At 67.6% G+C, this 17,351-nt stretch carries 16 protein-coding genes; 12 read left to right on the forward strand and 4 right to left on the reverse strand.

What is annotated here, in order from left to right:
* Nucleotides 1-148: 148 nt before the first annotated feature.
* From BLT71_RS00490 to BLT71_RS00515, 6 genes are all read left to right on the forward strand, one after another.
* Nucleotides 149-895, forward strand: coding sequence for a hypothetical protein (locus tag BLT71_RS00490; RefSeq protein WP_091716647.1), 747 nt, complete (start codon nucleotides 149-151; stop codon nucleotides 893-895).
* A gap of 27 nt (nucleotides 896-922) precedes the next feature.
* Nucleotides 923-1,927 carry an aldo/keto reductase family protein gene (locus BLT71_RS00495; RefSeq protein WP_091716649.1) on the forward strand — a complete coding sequence of 335 codons (1,005 nt, stop codon included), beginning with the start codon at nucleotides 923-925 and terminating at the stop codon, nucleotides 1,925-1,927.
* Nucleotides 1,928-1,931: 4 nt separating this feature from the next.
* The gene (locus BLT71_RS00500; protein ID WP_091716651.1) at nucleotides 1,932-2,786 is read left to right on the forward strand and encodes an SDR family oxidoreductase; all 855 of its coding nucleotides are present in this window, start codon (nucleotides 1,932-1,934) and stop codon (nucleotides 2,784-2,786) included.
* Nucleotides 2,787-2,887: 101 nt separating this feature from the next.
* Nucleotides 2,888-4,006, forward strand: coding sequence for a sulfite oxidase (locus BLT71_RS00505; protein WP_172829883.1), 1,119 nt, complete (start codon nucleotides 2,888-2,890; stop codon nucleotides 4,004-4,006).
* A 40-nt stretch (nucleotides 4,007-4,046) separates the two neighbouring features.
* Complete coding sequence (locus tag BLT71_RS00510) at nucleotides 4,047-4,430, forward strand: RNA-binding S4 domain-containing protein (protein WP_056078390.1); 384 nt, start codon at nucleotides 4,047-4,049, stop codon at nucleotides 4,428-4,430.
* 72 nt (nucleotides 4,431-4,502) lie between these two features.
* Entirely contained in the window at nucleotides 4,503-6,026 is a 1,524-nt protein-coding gene (locus tag BLT71_RS00515) for an amidohydrolase (RefSeq protein ID WP_091716653.1), read from the forward strand.
* A gap of 27 nt (nucleotides 6,027-6,053) precedes the next feature.
* Here the strand turns inward: BLT71_RS00515 and BLT71_RS00520 are convergent, their stop codons facing one another.
* Complete coding sequence (locus BLT71_RS00520) at nucleotides 6,054-6,566, reverse strand: hypothetical protein (RefSeq protein WP_091716655.1); 513 nt, start codon at nucleotides 6,564-6,566, stop codon at nucleotides 6,054-6,056.
* Between the two features lie 145 nt (nucleotides 6,567-6,711).
* On the opposite strand from BLT71_RS00520, the gene BLT71_RS00525 reads away from it, so the two are divergent.
* Nucleotides 6,712-7,329, forward strand: coding sequence for a uracil-DNA glycosylase family protein (locus BLT71_RS00525; RefSeq protein ID WP_091716657.1), 618 nt, complete (start codon nucleotides 6,712-6,714; stop codon nucleotides 7,327-7,329).
* A gap of 43 nt (nucleotides 7,330-7,372) precedes the next feature.
* On the opposite strand, the gene BLT71_RS00530 is transcribed toward BLT71_RS00525, so the two are convergent.
* Together BLT71_RS00530 and BLT71_RS00535 are read right to left on the reverse strand one after the other, a co-directional pair.
* Nucleotides 7,373-8,629: a type II toxin-antitoxin system HipA family toxin gene (locus BLT71_RS00530; RefSeq protein WP_091716659.1), complete on the reverse strand. Its 1,257-nt coding sequence runs from the start codon at nucleotides 8,627-8,629 to the stop codon at nucleotides 7,373-7,375.
* Complete coding sequence (locus BLT71_RS00535; protein WP_091716661.1) at nucleotides 8,626-8,889, reverse strand: helix-turn-helix transcriptional regulator; 264 nt, start codon at nucleotides 8,887-8,889, stop codon at nucleotides 8,626-8,628. The genes BLT71_RS00530 and BLT71_RS00535 overlap by 4 nt, the downstream gene beginning before the upstream one ends.
* A 166-nt stretch (nucleotides 8,890-9,055) precedes the next feature.
* On the opposite strand from BLT71_RS00535, the gene BLT71_RS00540 reads away from it, so the two are divergent.
* From BLT71_RS00540 to BLT71_RS00555, 4 genes are read left to right on the forward strand one after another with little or no spacing between them, the layout of a single operon-like run.
* Nucleotides 9,056-9,760 (forward strand): FadR/GntR family transcriptional regulator, encoded by a 705-nt coding sequence (locus tag BLT71_RS00540; RefSeq protein WP_091716663.1) that lies wholly within the window; start codon nucleotides 9,056-9,058, stop codon nucleotides 9,758-9,760.
* Nucleotides 9,761-9,784: 24 nt separating this feature from the next.
* Nucleotides 9,785-10,831 (forward strand): asparaginase, encoded by a 1,047-nt coding sequence (locus tag BLT71_RS00545; RefSeq protein WP_091716666.1) that lies wholly within the window; start codon nucleotides 9,785-9,787, stop codon nucleotides 10,829-10,831.
* Between the two features lie 39 nt (nucleotides 10,832-10,870).
* Complete coding sequence (locus tag BLT71_RS00550) at nucleotides 10,871-12,286, forward strand: aspartate ammonia-lyase (protein WP_091716668.1); 1,416 nt, start codon at nucleotides 10,871-10,873, stop codon at nucleotides 12,284-12,286.
* A gap of 36 nt (nucleotides 12,287-12,322) precedes the next feature.
* Entirely contained in the window at nucleotides 12,323-13,837 is a 1,515-nt protein-coding gene (locus BLT71_RS00555) for an amino acid permease (RefSeq protein WP_091716670.1), read from the forward strand.
* 98 nt (nucleotides 13,838-13,935) lie between these two features.
* Here BLT71_RS00555 and ggt read toward each other — a convergent pair whose 3' ends face one another.
* The gene (gene ggt, locus BLT71_RS00560; RefSeq protein WP_091716672.1) at nucleotides 13,936-15,783 is read right to left on the reverse strand and encodes a gamma-glutamyltransferase; all 1,848 of its coding nucleotides are present in this window, start codon (nucleotides 15,781-15,783) and stop codon (nucleotides 13,936-13,938) included.
* A gap of 231 nt (nucleotides 15,784-16,014) precedes the next feature.
* On the opposite strand from ggt, the gene BLT71_RS00565 reads away from it, so the two are divergent.
* A complete protein-coding gene (locus BLT71_RS00565; protein WP_091716674.1) occupies nucleotides 16,015-17,331 on the forward strand; it encodes an ATP-binding protein in 1,317 nt (438 codons plus the stop codon).
* Nucleotides 17,332-17,351 lie beyond the last annotated feature (20 nt).

Genomic DNA, 17,351 nt, shown 5'->3' on the forward strand with positions numbered 1-17,351 from the left:
ATCCGGTAACGGCTTTGCTACAACCCCGCGGACGGCCGCCGCGCCGGGGGCAATGCGGCGCAAAAATCCGTAAGGTGGATACGAAGCTGCTGCCGTGCGTGGGGGCGCCGCCGCGGGCCCAGCTGAAGGCAGAGAGGAGAGATGACACGTGGAAAATCCGGACACGCTCGTCCTCAACCTAACCTTTTTGGGCACGGTGGGCGTCGCCTTCCTGATCTTCTTCATCCTCTTCCTCCTGGGCGTCATCACCCTGCTCCTCGCGGGTGTGGGCCGGCTGGCCGCCGTCGTCATGATGCGGCTGTTCGGCAAGGGCAAACGGAAGGATGGGATGCCCCTGGTCCAGCTGTACGGCACCCGCCTTGGCGAGCCCGGGTCCGGGTCCGGCAAGGGCGCTCCGGCAGGATCCGCGCCAGCGCCGCGCGGCTTGCCTGCGGCACTCAAGCCGGCGCGCATAAAGTCCGCTTTCGCGAAGTCCGGCTTGGCGAAATCGGCCCTGGGCACCGCCGTCGCCCGTAAATCCGGAACCCGCCGCGAGCAACCCGTCCTGGCCGAGGACTGGGCCTCCGCGGTGGCCGAAGCCGACGCCCGCGCTTCGGCCCGGGAGCGCGCCGCGAACCCCGAAATCAAGCTCTCCGTGCGGGACCTCCCGGATCCAGCCGTTCCCGCGGAGAAGGTGGAGTCCGTGGCACCGCTCGTGGAATCAGCACTGCACAACCACCGGCCCGTCCGCGAAGTCCCGCATTCCTTCACGAAGCCACAGGCTCCGCAGGTGCTGCCGCCGCTGGACACCGGATCGCTGGTGTCCCTTTCCGCCCAGCAGGTACTCAAGCACGGCCAGGAGCAGAAGCGGACGGAATCCGACGCTGCACGGAACGGCGGACGGCCCTTACCCTGAGCAACCATCTCCGCTAGCGTGAAGCCCATGGAATTCAGATACCTCGGAAACAGCGGTTTCAAAGTCTCGGAAATCACATTCGGCAACTGGTTGACGCACGGCTCCCAGGTGGAGAATGACGTCGCCTCGCAGTGCGTGCGCGCCGCCCTCGACGCCGGCATCAGCACCTTCGACACTGCCGACGTCTATGCCAACACCGCGGCGGAGACGGTCCTGGGCGAGGCCCTGAAGGGCGAGCGCCGCGAATCGCTGGAGATCTTCACGAAGGTCTTCGGCCCCACCGGCCCCAAGGGCAAGAACGATCTTGGCCTGTCCCGCAAACACATCATGGATTCCGTCAACGGCTCGCTGCGCCGGCTGCAGACGGACTACATAGACCTCTACCAGGCCCACCGGTACGACTTCGAAACGCCGCTCGAGGAGACCATGCAGGCGTTCGCGGACATCGTCCGCCAGGGCAAGGCTCTCTACATTGGCGTCAGCGAGTGGACCGCGGACCAGCTCCGGGAGGGGCACAAGCTGTCCCGGGAACTGGGCTTCCAGCTGATCTCCAACCAGCCGCAGTACTCCATGCTCTGGCGCGTCATCGAAGCCGAGGTGGTACCGGCGTCGGAGGAACTGGGCGTGTCCCAGATCGTCTGGTCACCCATGGCGCAGGGTGTCCTGAGCGGCAAGTACCTGCCCGGCCAGCCCGCACCCGAAGGCAGCCGCGCCACCGACGAAAAGGGCGGCGCCAAGATGATCTCGCGGTGGATGCGCGACGACGTCCTGCAGGGTGTGCAGGACCTCAAGCCAATCGCGGAGGAGGCAGGCCTGTCCATGCCGCAGCTGGCTGTGGCCTGGGTGCTGCAGAACCCCAACGTGGCTTCCGCCATCGTAGGCGCCTCACGCCCGGAGCAGATCGCCGACAGTGTGGCTGCCGCAGGAGTGAAGCTGGAGCCGGACGTACTGAAGAAGATCGACGACGCAATCGGTGCCCTCGCCGAACGCGATCCCGCGCAGACCAAGTCGCCCGCCACGCGGGAAGCCTAGGCGAATGGCGGCGGACCTGCCGGACCTTGCGGTCACCGGCTCTACCGGCGGGCTGGGCGGCATGGTGGCCAGGGAACTGGCAGGCGCCGGCTTCGCCCAGCGCCTGCTGGTGCGGGACCCGTCCCGCGCGCCTGAGCTGGAGCAGGCCGCCACCGCCGTGTGCAGCTACGGGGACGCGGAGGCCGCCCGGACTGCCCTTGAGGGGGTCCGGGTGCTGTTCATGGTGTCCGCCGCCGAGGCGGAGGACCGGCTGCAGCAGCACTTTGCGTTCGTGGATGCCGCGGCCGGCGCCGGGGTGCAGCACGTGGTGTACACGTCCTTTTACGGGGCGGCCCCGGATGCCACGTTCACGCTGGCCCGGGACCATTACGCCACCGAAGAACGGATCCGGGCCTCCGGGATGGATTACACGTTCCTGCGGGACAACTTCTACCTGGACTTCCTGCCCCTGATGACCGATGACCAGGGGGTCATCAAGGGACCGGCCGGTGACGGCGTGTTTTCCGGGGTGGCCCGGGAGGACATTGCGCGCAGTGCAGTTGCGGTGCTGAGGGACCCCGCCATCCACAAGGGCAAGACCTATCAGCTCACCGGCCCCGAAGAGCTCTCCATGGCCCGGGCTGCGGAAATCATCAGCGAAGGTACCGGCAGGGACGTCACCTACCAGGCGGAGACGCTGGAGGAAGCCTACGCGTCGCGGGCACCCTATAACGCACCAAAGTGGCAGGTGGATGCCTGGGTCAGCACCTACACCGCCATGGCGGCAGGCGAGATGGCGGGCATTTCACTCGACGTGCATGGGCTGACGGGCCAGGACCCCATCAGCCTCGCGGAGTTCCTGACCCGGCCCGTGCTGTAGCTTTTCTTGCGTCTTTAGGGCGTTGACGGGCGCGCGGGGCGGGCGTAAACCAGAGGCAAGGAACCACCGCCCCGCCATCCGCCCCACAGAATCGCAGCGCCATGACGCAGACCCAACACAACCTGCAGTCCGTCCAGGCGGAAACCCCGGAAGGCACGGCGCCCGCGGGTCCCACCACCGGTCCGCTGACCGCGGAGGAACTGCAGCTCTCGGCCCGCAACCACTCCATGCCGCTGGAAGCGATGCGCCGTGACGTCACTCCACCGGGCCTGCACTATGTCCTCACCCACTTCGACATTCCGGACATCGATGCAACATCCTGGCACCTGCTGATCGGCGGGGCGGTGGAACGGTCCCTGGAACTGAGCATGGCGGCCCTGCACAAGGACCCTGCCATCACCGTCCCCGTGACGCTGGAGTGCGCCGGCAACGGCCGTTCCCTGCTCAGTCCCCGGCCCATCAGCCAGCCCTGGGTCCTTGAAGCCGTGGGGACGGCGTACTGGACGGGTGTCCCGCTCGCCTACCTGCTGGGCAAGGCGGGCGTCCTGCCCAGCGCCCGGGAAGTCGTCTTCACCGGTGCCGACGCCGGGATCCAGGGCGGCGTCCGGCAGCGGTACGCGCGCAGCCTGCCGATCCGCGAGGCCATGCGGGCCGACGTCGTGCTTGCCTACTCGATGAACGGCCACGAGCTCCCGCCCCAGCACGGCTACCCCCTGCGCCTGGTGGTCCCCGGCTGGTACGGCATGACGAGCGTGAAGTGGCTGGAATCCATCGAAGTGGTCACCGCCCCCTTTACGGGGTTCCAGCAGCACGTCGCCTACCGCTACCAGGATTCCGCGGACGACGCCGGCACGCCGGTTTCGCGGATCAGGGTACGTTCGCTGATGGTTCCGCCGGGCATTCCGGACTTCCTCACCCGGAACCGGACCCTGGCCGCCGGCCCTGTCCTGCTGCAGGGCAGGGCGTGGTCCGGTGAAGGTGCTGTGACCGGCGTGGAAATCGGCATTGACGGGGCCTGGCTGCCGGCGCAGCTCGAGAAGCCGCTTGGCGGATTCGCGTGGCGGAAGTGGACCCTGCCATGGGTGGCCGAGCCCGGCGAACACGTGCTGTCCTGCCGCGCCACCGATGCCACCGGCGCCACCCAGCCCCTGGAGCAGAACTGGAACTACCAGGGCATGGCCAACAACATGGTGCAGCAGGTCCGGGTAACGGTCGCCTAGGGCTGGGGCCCGGGCGCCGGGGCTATACTCGGTGCCAACCATGACGAGCCTTCCCTCCTCCCCCGCCAGCGCCCGCATTGACGCGTGGCTGTGGGCCATCCGCGCCTACAAGACGCGTTCGGCCGCCACCGCAGCCTGCCGCGCCGGCCACGTCCGGCTCAACGGCACGCCGGCCAAGGCATCCGCCACCCTCGTCACTGGCGATACGGTGACGGTCCGGATGCCCGGCTACGAACGGATCCTCGAGGTCCGCCGCCTGATCGTCAAACGCGTCGGCGCGGAAGTGGCGTCGCACTGTTTCACCGACCACACCCCGCCACGGCCCGTGGCCCCTGCCCTGGGCATTCCGCAGCGGGACCGGGGCACCGGCCGGCCCACGAAGAAGGACCGCCGGGAGATGGACCGCCTCCGCGGTTCCGCATGACGTGCCGCGGGCAGCGAGCGGATCACCGTGGCTTCAGCCCAGTGACAGCAACCCAGTGACGGCAGCACCGTGATGCCGCCTGCCGTGGAACTCGTCCTGGCCTCCGTACGCCGCCCCGGTTCGAAGGCACCCCTCGATGTGCACCTCCGCGGCGGCGTGGTGGCTGGGATCAGCCCGGCGGGGACGCTGGCGCACAAGGCCCGGCCCCTCAGGACCGTCGACTGCGCCGGACGGTTCATCATCCCGGGGCTGTGGGACGAACACGTCCATTTCACCCAGTGGGCCCTGCACGCGAACCGCCTTGACCTCGCCGCGGCGACGTCCGCGCGGGAGGCGGCAGCCGCCGTCGGAACCTTCATGGCCGCGGATCCCGCTGGCGCGGACGGAACCGGGCCCGGCCACCCGGTCACCGCTGTGGGTGTGGGCTTCCGTGATGCCCTGTGGCCGGATACGCCCACGTTGGCCATGCTCGATGCCGCCGCCGGGGAACGGCCGGCCGCGCTCATCAGCCACGACCTGCACTGCGTGTGGGTGAACACGGCTGCCGCCCGCCGCTACGGGCTCCGGGTGGACGGCTCGGGGCTGCTCCGCGAGGAACCTGCCTTCCTCCTGACCCGCGAGCTGGGCCGGCTGCCGGATGCGGTGGTGGACGGCTGGGTCAGCCAGGCCGCAAGGGAGGCCGCCGCCAGGGGCGTGGTGGGCGTGGTGGATTTTGAGATGACGTGGAACCGCGATCCGTGGCTGCGGCGGATGGCCGCCGGTTTCGACAGCCTGCGTGTGGAGGCCGGCGTGTACCCGGCGGACCTTGAACGGGCTGCGGCCGAGGGCCTGCGGACGGGCAGGGAGGTACCCGTCGGCAACGGCCTGCTGCGCACAGGCCCACTGAAAGTCCTGATTGACGGTTCCCTGAACACCCGGACCGCGTACTGCGTGGATCCGTACCCTTTTGGCGGGCACGGCCTGCTGACCGTTCCCGTTGACGAGCTGCGTGCCCTGCTGCTGCGGGCGCGGGACACCGGGTTCGTGCCGGCAGTCCACGCCATCGGTGATGCCGCCAACCGGGTGGCCCTGGACGCGTTCGGGCATACCGGCATCGGCGGCCGGATCGAGCATGCCCAGTTTGTCCGGCGGGAGGACTTTGCCCGTTTCGCCGCCCTGGGCGTGGTGGCCAGCGTGCAGCCGGTGCATGCGCTCGATGACCGGGACGCCGCCGACGCCAACTGGAGCGGGCGGACAGACCGGGCCTTTCCACTGCGGTCGCTGCTGGACGCAGGTGCTGCCCTGGCGCTGGGATCGGATGCCCCGGTGGCCCCTCTCGATCCCTGGGCAGCGGTGTCGGCCGCCACTACCCGGTCGTCCTTCGACGGCCGCGATCCGTGGCAACCGCAGGAAGCCATCACCCGCGAACAGGCCCTGGCAGCCTCCACCCGGGGCCGCGGCACGGTCCGGGTGGGCAGCCCGGCCGACCTCGTGCTTCTTGACGCCGATCCCTTGGCGGTTCCGGACTCCGGGCTGGCTGCCATGCCCGTCGCGGCAACGCTTGTGGGCGGGCAGTTCACGTACGACGCCGGATGGGCGGCTTTGCAGGCCGGCTGAACCGTGCCTGCCAGGCAGCCTTTTCGGTCAGGCGGGGGCGCTGCCGCGCGCCTGGACAAGATTCGCGAACGGCAGCTTCCCGAACTCCGCCACAAAGCCTGCGTGGTAATCGGCCTCCGCCTGGTTCAGGTGCTCAGCCGGCAGCTCTTTCCAGGCCACAACCAAGTCGGTCGCATCAACCAACTGCCAGATGAGCCTCCCGTCCCAGTGGCCCGGCGGCTTCCCTCGACCGAAATCAACAAACTCCTGGATCTGGCGCCTCAGTCCCCGGTTGCCCTTGCTGCCGGGGCCGGCCTTGCCGAGGTAGAGGACTGATGCCGACTCCACCCACGCGGCCCGGAGCGCCGGATCGGGGAGGGACGGCTGTCTTTTCTTGAAGACGCCGGCGGTGCTCCTTTTCAGGAAGCGGGGCAGAAACCCGGCCGGCGCAACAACGACGAACAGCCCGGTTCCCTGTGGGATACGCGTGATGTCGAGATCGTCGATGGGTCTAAAGCCTGCGAAACCCTCGGCTTTCAGGCCTTTCCTGGTGAACTGCACGCTCCTTATTGAACAGCATCGCCGGCGGCGGCCAGCCCGGCGGCCGGAACCGGTCCGTGTTTTTCCCCTGCCCACCCCTCTGCGGAGAAGCGTAGAGTGGCATCAGACGCCTGTTTCTGGACGCCGTGCTGCTGAGGGAGAGATCGTGACGATTGATTGGGACGAAAAGAAAGCCCTGCTACAGGAACCGAACATCGCGAAGGTAACCCAGCTTTGCGACGAACTCATGGAGAAGAAGCCCGGCTCCACCGTCCCGTACATCGACCCGGTGCACGATGAGGATGAATGCCGGATCGTCAGCCTCCAGGTGAGCCCGGGGAAGGGCACCGAATCCGGATTCGTGTCCCACAACAACGACGATGAGGCGGCACGCCGCGCAACCCAGATCTACGAACTGGCCGAGCTGGATCCCCGCTACGTCATGCCCTGGAACGCATACCCCTGGGTGCGGGAAAGCGGCAGCCCCTCGGCGCTGAGTATCCAGGAGAAGACGGATGGCCTCCGCCCGTTCCGCCAGTTCCTCAAGATCAACTCCCGTGTCTCGGCCATCATCGCCCACGGAACGGACGCGTCCGCCTTCCTGACGCTCTACGAGAAGACCTACCACTCGGCGCTGAAGAACAGTGGCATCAAGATCTACAAGGCCACCGCGCTTGGCGGGCGTGCCTTCGCCGTTTCGGATACAAAGCAGGAAGAGATCCTCACCAAGAACGTGGAGATCTACAAGGACGCCATGCAGCGGGCGGGCATCCAGCACCTGTGAACCGGCCCGGGCGGGCAGCACACCGGCCCGGAGGCGTTGCGCCCTAGCTTTCGAACAGGCGGCGGCGGTGCTTCAGCTCCTTGACCCACGCCCTGGTGACCATGTCCGGGAACGGCGACCTGCCGCCGTCGTTCTTCCCGGCCGGTGCGGTGCCGGCGAATGCTGTCCCTGCCTCAAGGTCGGCAAGCAGCGGCCCCGCCGCCCGTAACGCCAGGTCGATGACCTTGGATGCGGCGCGCTCCGGAAGCCCGAGGCCCGCGGTCCAGCCCAGGAAGTGGCGGCGGGAAATACCCGTCCGCTTGCCGTCGATGGCCAGCGCGAGGGTCTTGTCGCCGTAGACAACCGTGGAGGGGATGTCGTAGACGGGCGCGACCACCCAGCCGGCCCGGGGATCCTGCACCATGGACACGTTCTTCGCGTGCAGGTCGCCATTACCGGTCAGCCAGGCGAAAGCTCCTTGGAGGGCAAGGTTGCGGAGTGCCGGCAGCGGCGCGGCGCAGTGCTCAGCCAGTGCCCGGCACACCTGCCCGTAGCCCACGTTGTACTTGTCCGCCGGGTACAGCCCGAGCACCTGGGCTCCGTCCTCGACGGCGAGCCGCAGGACCTCGTCGGAGCCGGCGCCGGCCGCTGCCTCCAACGGCGGCACGCGGTCAAAGCGCTCCACCAGCAGGCCCGGCCGCCCCGCCACGTCACGGATCAGCCCCACCCGGCTCAGCGGAATCCGCAGCTTGGCCGCGTAACGGAACATGGCAAACTCGTTCTCCACCACATGCGGGAATTCGGGGGCGTTGAGCTTGAGGATGAACCGCTTCCCTTTGGCGGCCACGGGCAGCGAGATCATCCCGGCGGATAACTTGTCCTGCACGCCGGCAAGCGCCACGGGATCAATCAGGTCCGGGTCACCGAGAAGATGCTCGAAGTCGACCGGCTGGCGCGGGTCCAGTTCCACCGCATGCTCGTCCGGATCCAGCGGTTCGCCGTGGCCGATGATCTGCACGTCGCCCACAGGGTTCCCGCCGGCCGCGATCAACAGGGAAAGGTCGTCGTCCGCACTGGTTTTGATGGACCGGCGCAGCGCATTCAGGCGCCGGCCCTCCGGCAGCAGGCCGGTGAAGTAGGGTGGTGCGGCACCTGCGGCGGACACGACCGGTTCGCCGGTGAGGGGAAGGGAGGATGCGACGGCGGGTCCTCCGCCGGCCAGGTAGGCAGGGAGATAGCTGAACTTCGTTCCGCCGTCGTACCGCTCCAGCCGCGCGGCCAAAACCCCTGCCTTGTAGACGTCCGCGACGCGGTGCCTCACGGCGCTTCACTCCCGGAATGGCGATGGCCGCTCAGGGAACGCTCCGCCTGGCTGGCCCTGTCGGCGATCCGCAGTTCGAGGCCCAGCGTGTCCAGGACCGCAAGCAGCGAATCCAGCTGCATGCTTGGCTTTCCCCGCTCCACGAACCTGACGAACCGCTCCGATACGCCCGCCATGTCGGCGAGGTCCCGCTGGGTTAGCCGCAGTGTGGTGCGCCGGGCGCGGACTTCCGTGGCAACCAAGTCCATTGCTGACGTCATGCACACCCTCCTAAGGCACGATCGTGCCGGTTAAGGCCAATGTAGCAGCGCTGGAGTGGTTGCGATAAGGGGTTGCAGAGCATGAACGGCACGTTCGTGCCGGTGTTCCAAGGCGGCTGCAAAGTGGGGCTTGACACCCCCGTGTGACCGGTGCCATATTTTAAACGTGAACCTGTCAGACAGCCGGACAGCAGGACAGCCTGCGTTCCCCCTCGCGCGGCTCAGCGCCGCCGAAGCGGTATTCAACGCGATCCGCGTGGACATCGAATCCGGCCTGGTTCCCGTGGGCAGCAAACTCAGCTCCGAAGCCACCCTCGCCCAGCAGTACGGCGTGAGCCGCTCCGTCATCCGGGAAGCGCTCCGCTCCTGCACTGCACTGGGCCTGACGGTCACTAAGACCGGCAAGGGCACGTTTGTGGTGGCCAACAAGGTAGCCAACGACCTGACGCTGGGGCAGTACTCCGCCCGCGACCTGACCGAGGCCCGCCCGCACATCGAAATCCCCGCCGCCGGCCTTGCCGCCGAGCGGCGCACCGAGGACGAACTGGACACCCTCCGCCAGATCATGGCCGCCATGGCCACCGAAACCGACCCCGAATCCTGGGTGGCCCTGGACTCCACCTTCCACGCCGCCATCGCCCGCGCCAGCGGCAACAAGGTCTTCGAAAGCGTCGTGGCCGATATCCGCGACGCCCTGGCCCACCAGTCGGAGACCCTGAACATGGTGGCTGACCGCCAGCACGCCTCGGACATCGAACACCAGCTCATCCTCGCCGCCATCGAGACCGGATCCGCCCAGGACGCGCGGACCGCCATGGCCAGCCATCTGGAAGCCGTGGGCCACGCCCTCGACTCCATCCTCAGCAAATAACCCGCCAGCAACCCCAAGGACACCATGCCCTCCCCCGCGTTTTCCGCTGCCCGCACCCCTGCCCCGGACCACCTGGCCCTGCCGCAGCACGCTCCCCTCGTGGCGGCCGTCCGCAGCGGCCTCGTGGAAAGCGTCCACTACGGATCGGCCCTCGCCCTGCGCAGGGACGGTTCCACCGCCGCAACCGCCGGCGATCCGGAAGCCCCCTTCTACCCGCGCTCCTCGCTTAAGCCGCTCCAGGCCGTGGCCATGGTTCGGGCCGGGCTGGACCTCCCCGCAGACCTCCTGGCGCTGGCCGCCGCCAGCCACTCCGGCGACAGCCGCCACCGCGGCGGCGCCCTCCGCATCCTGGAACTGCACGGCCTCAGCGCCGCCGACCTCGAAAACAGCACGGACCTCCCCTACGGCACGGCCGAACGTGAGGAATGGCTGCGGAACGGCGGCGAACCCACCCAGCTCACCCAGAACTGCTCGGGCAAGCACGCCGCCATGGCCGCCACCTGCGCCATCAACGGCTGGCCGGTCCGGGGCTACCTCGAGCCGTCCCACCCGCTCCAGCAGCTCGTTGCCGCCACCGTCGCCGAACTGACCGGCGAAGAACCCGCCGCCATCAGCACCGACGGCTGCGGCACCCCGCTGTTCGCCCTCACCCTCCGCGGCATGGCCCGCGCCTTCGGCATCATTGCCCGCGCGGCCGGCCAGGCAGAGGGCACCCCCGACGACGGCGGGCCGGCATCCCGAAGCGCGGAAGCCGCCGTCGGGCTCGCCATGCAGCAGCACCCCCACATGGTGGCGGGCGAGGGACGCGACGTCACCGAGCTGATGCGGCTGGTGCCGGGCGCTGTGGCCAAGGACGGCTTCGAAGGCGTCCAGCTGGTGGGCCTGGCCGACGGCAGTGCAGCGGCCGTCAAGATTTCCGACGGCGGCGATCGCGCCAGAATGCCCGCCACCGTCCGGCTCCTCGACGCGCTGGGACTTGATACCGGGCCCCTGGCACCCATCGCCACCGCACCCGTACTGGGCGGCGGCGACGAAGTGGGCCGGCTGCAGGCCACCGACTTCCTCAACTAACTTCCGTCCGAACCAGACAACGACGCCCGTAAGGACCCCATGACCATCACACCAACCGCCGAAAATTTCCGGTCGGAACACGACCTGCTGGGTGACCGCGACGTCCCCGCGGAGGCATACTGGGGCGTGCATACCCTGCGCGCTGTGGAGAACTTCCCCATCACCGGGCAGCCGCTCTCCACCAACATGCACCTGGTCCGCGGCCTGGCAGCGGTCAAGCTCGCCGCCGCCCGCACCAACCGGGACCTTGGCCTGCTGGATGCCGAACGCACCGCAGCCATCGAGCAGGCCTGCCAGGACATCCTGGACGGCAAGCTTGCCGACCAGTTCGTGGTGGACGTCATCCAGGGCGGCGCCGGAACGTCGTCGAACATGAACGCCAACGAGGTCATCGCCAACCGCGCCCTGGAAATCCTTGGCCACCCCAAGGGCGACTACGCACGGCTGCACCCCAACGACCACGTCAACCTCAGCCAGTCCACCAATGACGTCTACCCCACCGCGGTGAAGCTCGGCACCATCTTCGCCGCCCGGGAACTCCTGGACGCCCTGGCCGAACTGGAAGAGGCCTGTGCCGCCAAGGCCCAGGAGTTCCGCACCGTGGTGAAGATGGGCCGCACCCAGCTCCAGGACGCCGTCCCCATGACCCTGGGCCAGGAATTCGGCACCTACGCCGTCACCATCGGCGAGGACCGGCTGCGGCTGGCCGAAGCCGAACTCCTGATCCACGAAATCAACCTCGGTGCCACCGCCATCGGCACCGGCCTGAACGCCCCGGCCGGTTACGCCGACGCCGCCTGCCGGCACCTGGCCGAGGTCACCGGCCTGCCGCTGGTCACCGCCGCCGACCTCATCGAAGCCACCCAGGACGTGGGCGCGTTCGTGCACCTCTCCGGCGTGCTCAAGCGGGTGGCCGTCAAGCTCTCCAAGATCTGCAACGACCTCCGCCTGCTCTCCTCCGGCCCGCGCGCCGGCCTGGGCGAAATCAACCTCCCGGCCGTCCAGTCCGGCTCCTCCATCATGCCCGGCAAGATCAACCCGGTGATCCCGGAAGTGGTCTCCCAGGTGGCCTACGAAGTGATCGGCAACGACGTCACCATCACCATGGCCGCCGAAGCCGGGCAGCTTCAGCTCAACGCGTTCGAACCCGTCATTGTCCACAGCCTCCACAAGAGCATCTCCCACCTCGAAGCAGCCTGCCGCACCCTCACGGCCCGCTGCATCCGGGGAATCACCGCCAACACCGAACACCTGCGGCTCACGGTGGAGCAATCCATCGGCCTGGTCACCGCCCTGAACCCCCACCTGGGCTACGCCACCGCCACCGCCATCGCGCAGGAAGCCCTCGCCACCGGCAAGGGCGTGGCCGAACTGGTCCTGGAACACGGACTCCTCACCGCCACCCAACTCCAGGAACTCCTGAGCCCCGAACGGCTCGCCAACCTCAGCAAATAGCCCCCACCCAACATCCCCCCGTCTGTAAGGACACCCATGAGTCAGTCCCAACTCCCAGACCACGTCATTGATGGTGGTCATGCTCACGCTACTGAGTCCTCGCTGCATGCCGAGGATAAGGGGTATCACAAGAGCCTGAAGCCGCGGCAGATCCAGATGATCGCCATCGGTGGCGCTATCGGTACCGGTTTGTTCCTTGGTGCCGGCGGGCGTTTGAACGCGGCCGGCCCGTCGCTGGTCATCGCGTACGCGGTGTGTGGTTTCTTCGCGTTCCTCATCCTCCGTGCCCTCGGTGAGCTGGTGCTCCACCGGCCCTCGTCCGGGTCCTTCGTGTCCTACGCCCGTGAGTTCTTCGGGGAGAAGGCCGCGTTCGTTTCCGGCTGGTTCTACTGGATCAACTGGGCCACCACCACCATCGTGGACATCACCGCCGCGGCGCTCTACATGCACTTCTTCGGCAACTACGTCCCCTGGATGGCCGACGTCCCGCAGTGGGCCTGGGCCCTGATCGCCCTGGTCGTGGTCCTGAGCCTGAACCTGGTCTCCGTGAAGGTCTTCGGCGAAATGGAATTCTGGTTCGCCCTCATCAAGGTCGCCGCCCTGGTCGCGTTCCTGCTGGTCGGCACGTACTTCGTCATCTTCGGCACCCCCGTGGACGGCCAGCAGGTAGGCCTGAACCTCCTCTCGGACAACGGCGGCGTGTTCCCCAACGGCCTGCTGCCCATGATCATCCTCATGCAGGGCGTCCTGTTCGCCTACGCCTCGATCGAACTGGTGGGCACCGCCGCCGGCGAAACCGAAAACCCCGAGAAGATCATGCCCAAGGCCATCAACTCCGTGGTCTTCCGCATCGCCGTCTTCTACGTCGGCTCCGTGATCCTGCTGGCCCTGCTGCTGCCCTACACGTCCTACCAGAAGGGCGTCAGCCCGTTCGTGACGTTCTTCGGCTCCATCGGCGTCCAGGGCGTGGACGTCATCATGAACCTCGTGGTCCTCACCGCGGCACTGTCCTCGCTGAACGCCGGCCTGTACTCCACCGGCCGGATCCTCCGCTCCATGTCCGTCAACGGCTCCGCCCCGAAGTTCGCCTCCCGCATGAACAAAGCCGGCGTCCCCTACGGCGGCATCGCCATCACCGCCGCCGTCTCCCTCCTCGGCGTGCCGCTGAACTACCTGGTCCCGGCCGAAGCGTTCGAGATCGTCCTGAACATCGCCTCCGTGGGCATCATCATGACCTGGGCCACCATCGTCCTGTGCCAGATCCAGCTCAAACGCTGGGCCGACAAAGGATGGGTGGAACGGCCCTCCTTCCGCATGTTCGGCGCCCCGTTCACCGGATACCTCTCCCTGGTCTTCCTGATAGGCGTCCTGGTCATGGTCTTCATCGACTCACCCCTGACCATGATGGTCACAGCCATCGCCTCAGTCCTGATGGTCTTCGGCTGGTACGCCTGCCGCAAACGCATCCACGAAATCGCCGAAACCCGCGAAGGCCACACCGGCGTCGCGCCGGTGGTTGCCAATCCTCCGGCAGGCACTTTCAAGAAGTAGCGCTTCTTAACGTCCGACGGCGGCACCTGGGTTCTGGAACTACAGAACCCGGGTGCCGCCGTCGGGGTTTAGGGGCAGCTGCCTGGCGGCAGCCGCGATCACCTGGCGGGTTTGACCACCATGGCCGATCCGCCACCGCGCCTTTCCGGTTCGGCGACCGCTGTCACGCGGCCGTCCCCATGGAACTCGATGGCCGTTGCGGCGCCGATTTCAGCCGCCGACGTGCCGGGAGTTCCGGCGGCGGTGAACTTATGCCCGTACTTGGCCGCCAGGACCTTGCCCGACGGCGAGTCGATGAAGCCCTGCTCCGCTGTCACGTTGGCGGTGTTCCGCTGTGATGCGCGGGGAGCTGCCACGGCGTCTTCAATGCTCATGCCGAAATCGATTCTGTTGATCAGCGTCTGCAGCACCGTGGTGATGATGGTCGATCCACCCGGGGAGCCGAGGGCCAGGAACGGGTCACCATCCTTCAGTACGATGGTGGGCGACATCGAGGAACGTGGCCGCTTGCCGGGCTGGATGCGGTTGGGGTCGGCTTCGTCGTACACCGTGGAGAAGTCAGTGAGTTCGTTGTTCAGGATGAAGCCACGGCCGGGAACCACGATGCCCGAGCCACCGGTCTGCTCGATAGTTAGCGTGTACTCCACCACGTTGCCCCACTTGTCCGAGACGGTGAGGTTGGTGGTGTTGATGTTCTCGGTGTCCGGCCCTTCGCTGGCCGCTGCCGGTGCCACATCGCAGGTGCCGTCGTAGTTTTCCACGTCACCGGCTTTAACAGGCTTTGACGCTGCCTTCAGGGGATCGATTTTGCAGGCGCGTTCCTTGCCGAAGACGTCATCAAGGAGGGCTTCGGTGGGAACGTCCACAAATTTCGGATCGCCCACATACTTGGCACGGTCAGCGAACGCCAGGGCGGTGGCTTCAAGATAGTGGTGCAAGGCCGCGGGCCGGTCAGTGGCGGCCAAATCGGGCAGTTCGAACGGGGCCAGGATGTTCAGGGCCTCGCCCACCGTGGTGCCGCCACTGCTGGACGGTGCCATGCCGTAGACGTCGTAACCCCGGTAGCTGACGTGGGTGGGATCCTGGTTCAGGACTTTGTACTTGGCCAGGTCCTTAGTCGTCATGAAACCCTTGGGCACCGGAAGCGCAGTGTCAGCCGTCTTCGGTGGTTGCTGGACGGTGGCGGCAATCTCCTCGGCGAGGGGCCCCTTGTAGAAGGCGTCAGTGCCCTCGTCGCCGAGCAACCGGTAGGTGTCGGCGAGGTCGGGGTTCTTCAGGACCGACCCCACGGCGGGGGCTGCCCCTCCCGGAAGATAGAGCTCGCTGGTGGACGGGAAAGCTGAGAAGCGCACCCTGTTTTCTTCGGTCTGGAGGTTGAAGGTGCTGTCCACGGTGAACCCGTTGTCCGCCACCTCAATGGCAGGCTTCAGGGCATCGCCCAGGCTCAGGCTGCCCCAGCGCTTCAGTGCCCGCTCCCACGTGGCCGCCGTGCCGGGGACGCCGACGGAAACGCCGCTGGTGACGAGTTCCGGGGAGAAGTTGTACGGCTTCCCTGTGGCGGGATCGATGAACGCGTCGTTCGGCATCGCCGCGGGTGCGGTCTCGCGGCCGTCGAGCGTGTGCACCTCGCCGCTCTTCGCGTCGTAATACACGAAGTATCCGCCTCCGCCGATGCCGGCAGAGTAGGGCTCCGTTACCCCCAGGGTTGCCGCTGCTGCGACGGCGGCGTCAACGGCGTTGCCGCCCTTGCGGAGCACCGTGATGGCGGCAGCGGAAGCATCGGCGTCCACCGTGCTGACCGCTCCCCCGTATCCGGTGGCGGTGGCTTTCTTCTCGGGTTCGTCGTCCCACTTGTGGGCCGAGGCCGGACTCATGATGGCTCCGGACGTCACGCTCATCGCCAGCGCAGCCGTTATGGCTCCTACCCGGCGTCCCAGATGTGGCATGGTTGCTCCTAGGGGTTTGGGTGATGTCCATCACACGCTACTCTTCGGGCCACACAGGCTCAACGCCCCCGGCTACCCTGCGGAGCACCCTGGAGCTGCTTGGCGCCAAGCAACCGCTGCCGGCAGCACGTCATGCAACGGGACCGCAACGGGCAACATCCATCCCATCGCTTATGCTCGCTGCAGTAGAGACCATGGGCAGTTCAACGGGGAACCAACGGGAGTGACGGCATGACCAACTGGCGGATCAGGGATTTCCATTCGGCGGACCTGGACGGGATCCTGCACCTGTGGGAGACGCTGAAGGCAACCAACGTGGAACCGGTGTACGCGCTGTCCGAGGTCCTTGCCTCCTGCGAAAAGGACCACGCCGTGGTGGCGGTGCTGGGTGACCAGGTGGTGGGCGCCGCCGTGGGGCGTGCCGCGCACGACCAGGGCTGGATCGTCTTCCTGGCCACCCTGCCGGAGTACCGCGGCCGGGGCATCGGCACCTCACTGCTGGCCGCCGTCGAAACCCGGATGGCACCGCACGGGCTGAACAAGCTCTCGGCCCTGATGCCTGAATCCGAAACCCGGGTGGAAGCGTTCCTGGGCCGCGGCTTCGCGCTGAAGAAGAACCTGCGCTACTTCGAACGCACCATCCCCGTGCAGCGGCAGGAACTCGGTGCGCTCGGCCAGCTCGGCGGCCGCGTCCTCGCCCGCGACCTCTGGGAAAACGTCGCCGGCATGCGGAAGGAAAAGGAACTCCTGGAACGGCGCCTGGTGCTGCCGCTGGCCGAGGCGGACCTCGCGGATGAATTCGGCGTGGTGCCGCCGCGCGCCGTCGTACTTTTTGGCCCTCCCGGCACCGGCAAGACCACCTTCGCCAAGGCCATCGCCTCCCGCCTGGAATGGCCGTTCGTGGAGGTGTTCCCGTCCCGCCTCGCCGCGGATCCCCAGGGCCTGGCAGGGGCACTGCGGGAAACGTTCCTGGAGATCGCCGAACTCGAGCACGCGGTGGTCTTCATCGACGAGGTGGAGGAGATCGCCTCCCAGCGCGCCGGCGACCCGCCCTCACCCCTGCAGGGCGTCACCAACGAACTGCTCAAGATCATTCCGGCGTTCCGGGAACAGCCCGGCCGGCTCCTGGTCTGCGCCACCAACTTCATCCGCGCCCTGGACACCGCGTTCCTGCGGCACGGCCGGTTCGACTACGTCATCCCCATCGGCCTCCCGGACCGGCAGGCCCGCGAGGCTATGTGGCAGCGCTTCATCCCCGCCCCCGTGGTGGATGACGTGGACGTGGAACTCCTCGTGGAGCGGACCGAGGGCTTCTCCCCGGCGGATATCGAATACGCGGCTCGGAGCGCCTCCCAGCGTGCGCTGGAAAAAGCGGTGTACGACGACGGCGGGCTGGCCTCCGATGCGCGGCCGTCCGTCCGGGAGGCGGTCCGGAAGGGGCCCTCCACAGAGGACTACCTCGCCGCGATCGCCGAAACCCGCACCACCGTCAGCGCTGAAGTGCACCAGGACTTCCTCGAAGACATCGACGCCTTGGGAAGGGTCTGAGCGGGTCCCATCCGGTTATC

Origin of the sequence: Pseudarthrobacter equi (assembly GCF_900105535.1) — a bacterium.
Classification (GTDB): domain Bacteria; phylum Actinomycetota; class Actinomycetes; order Actinomycetales; family Micrococcaceae; genus Arthrobacter; species Arthrobacter equi.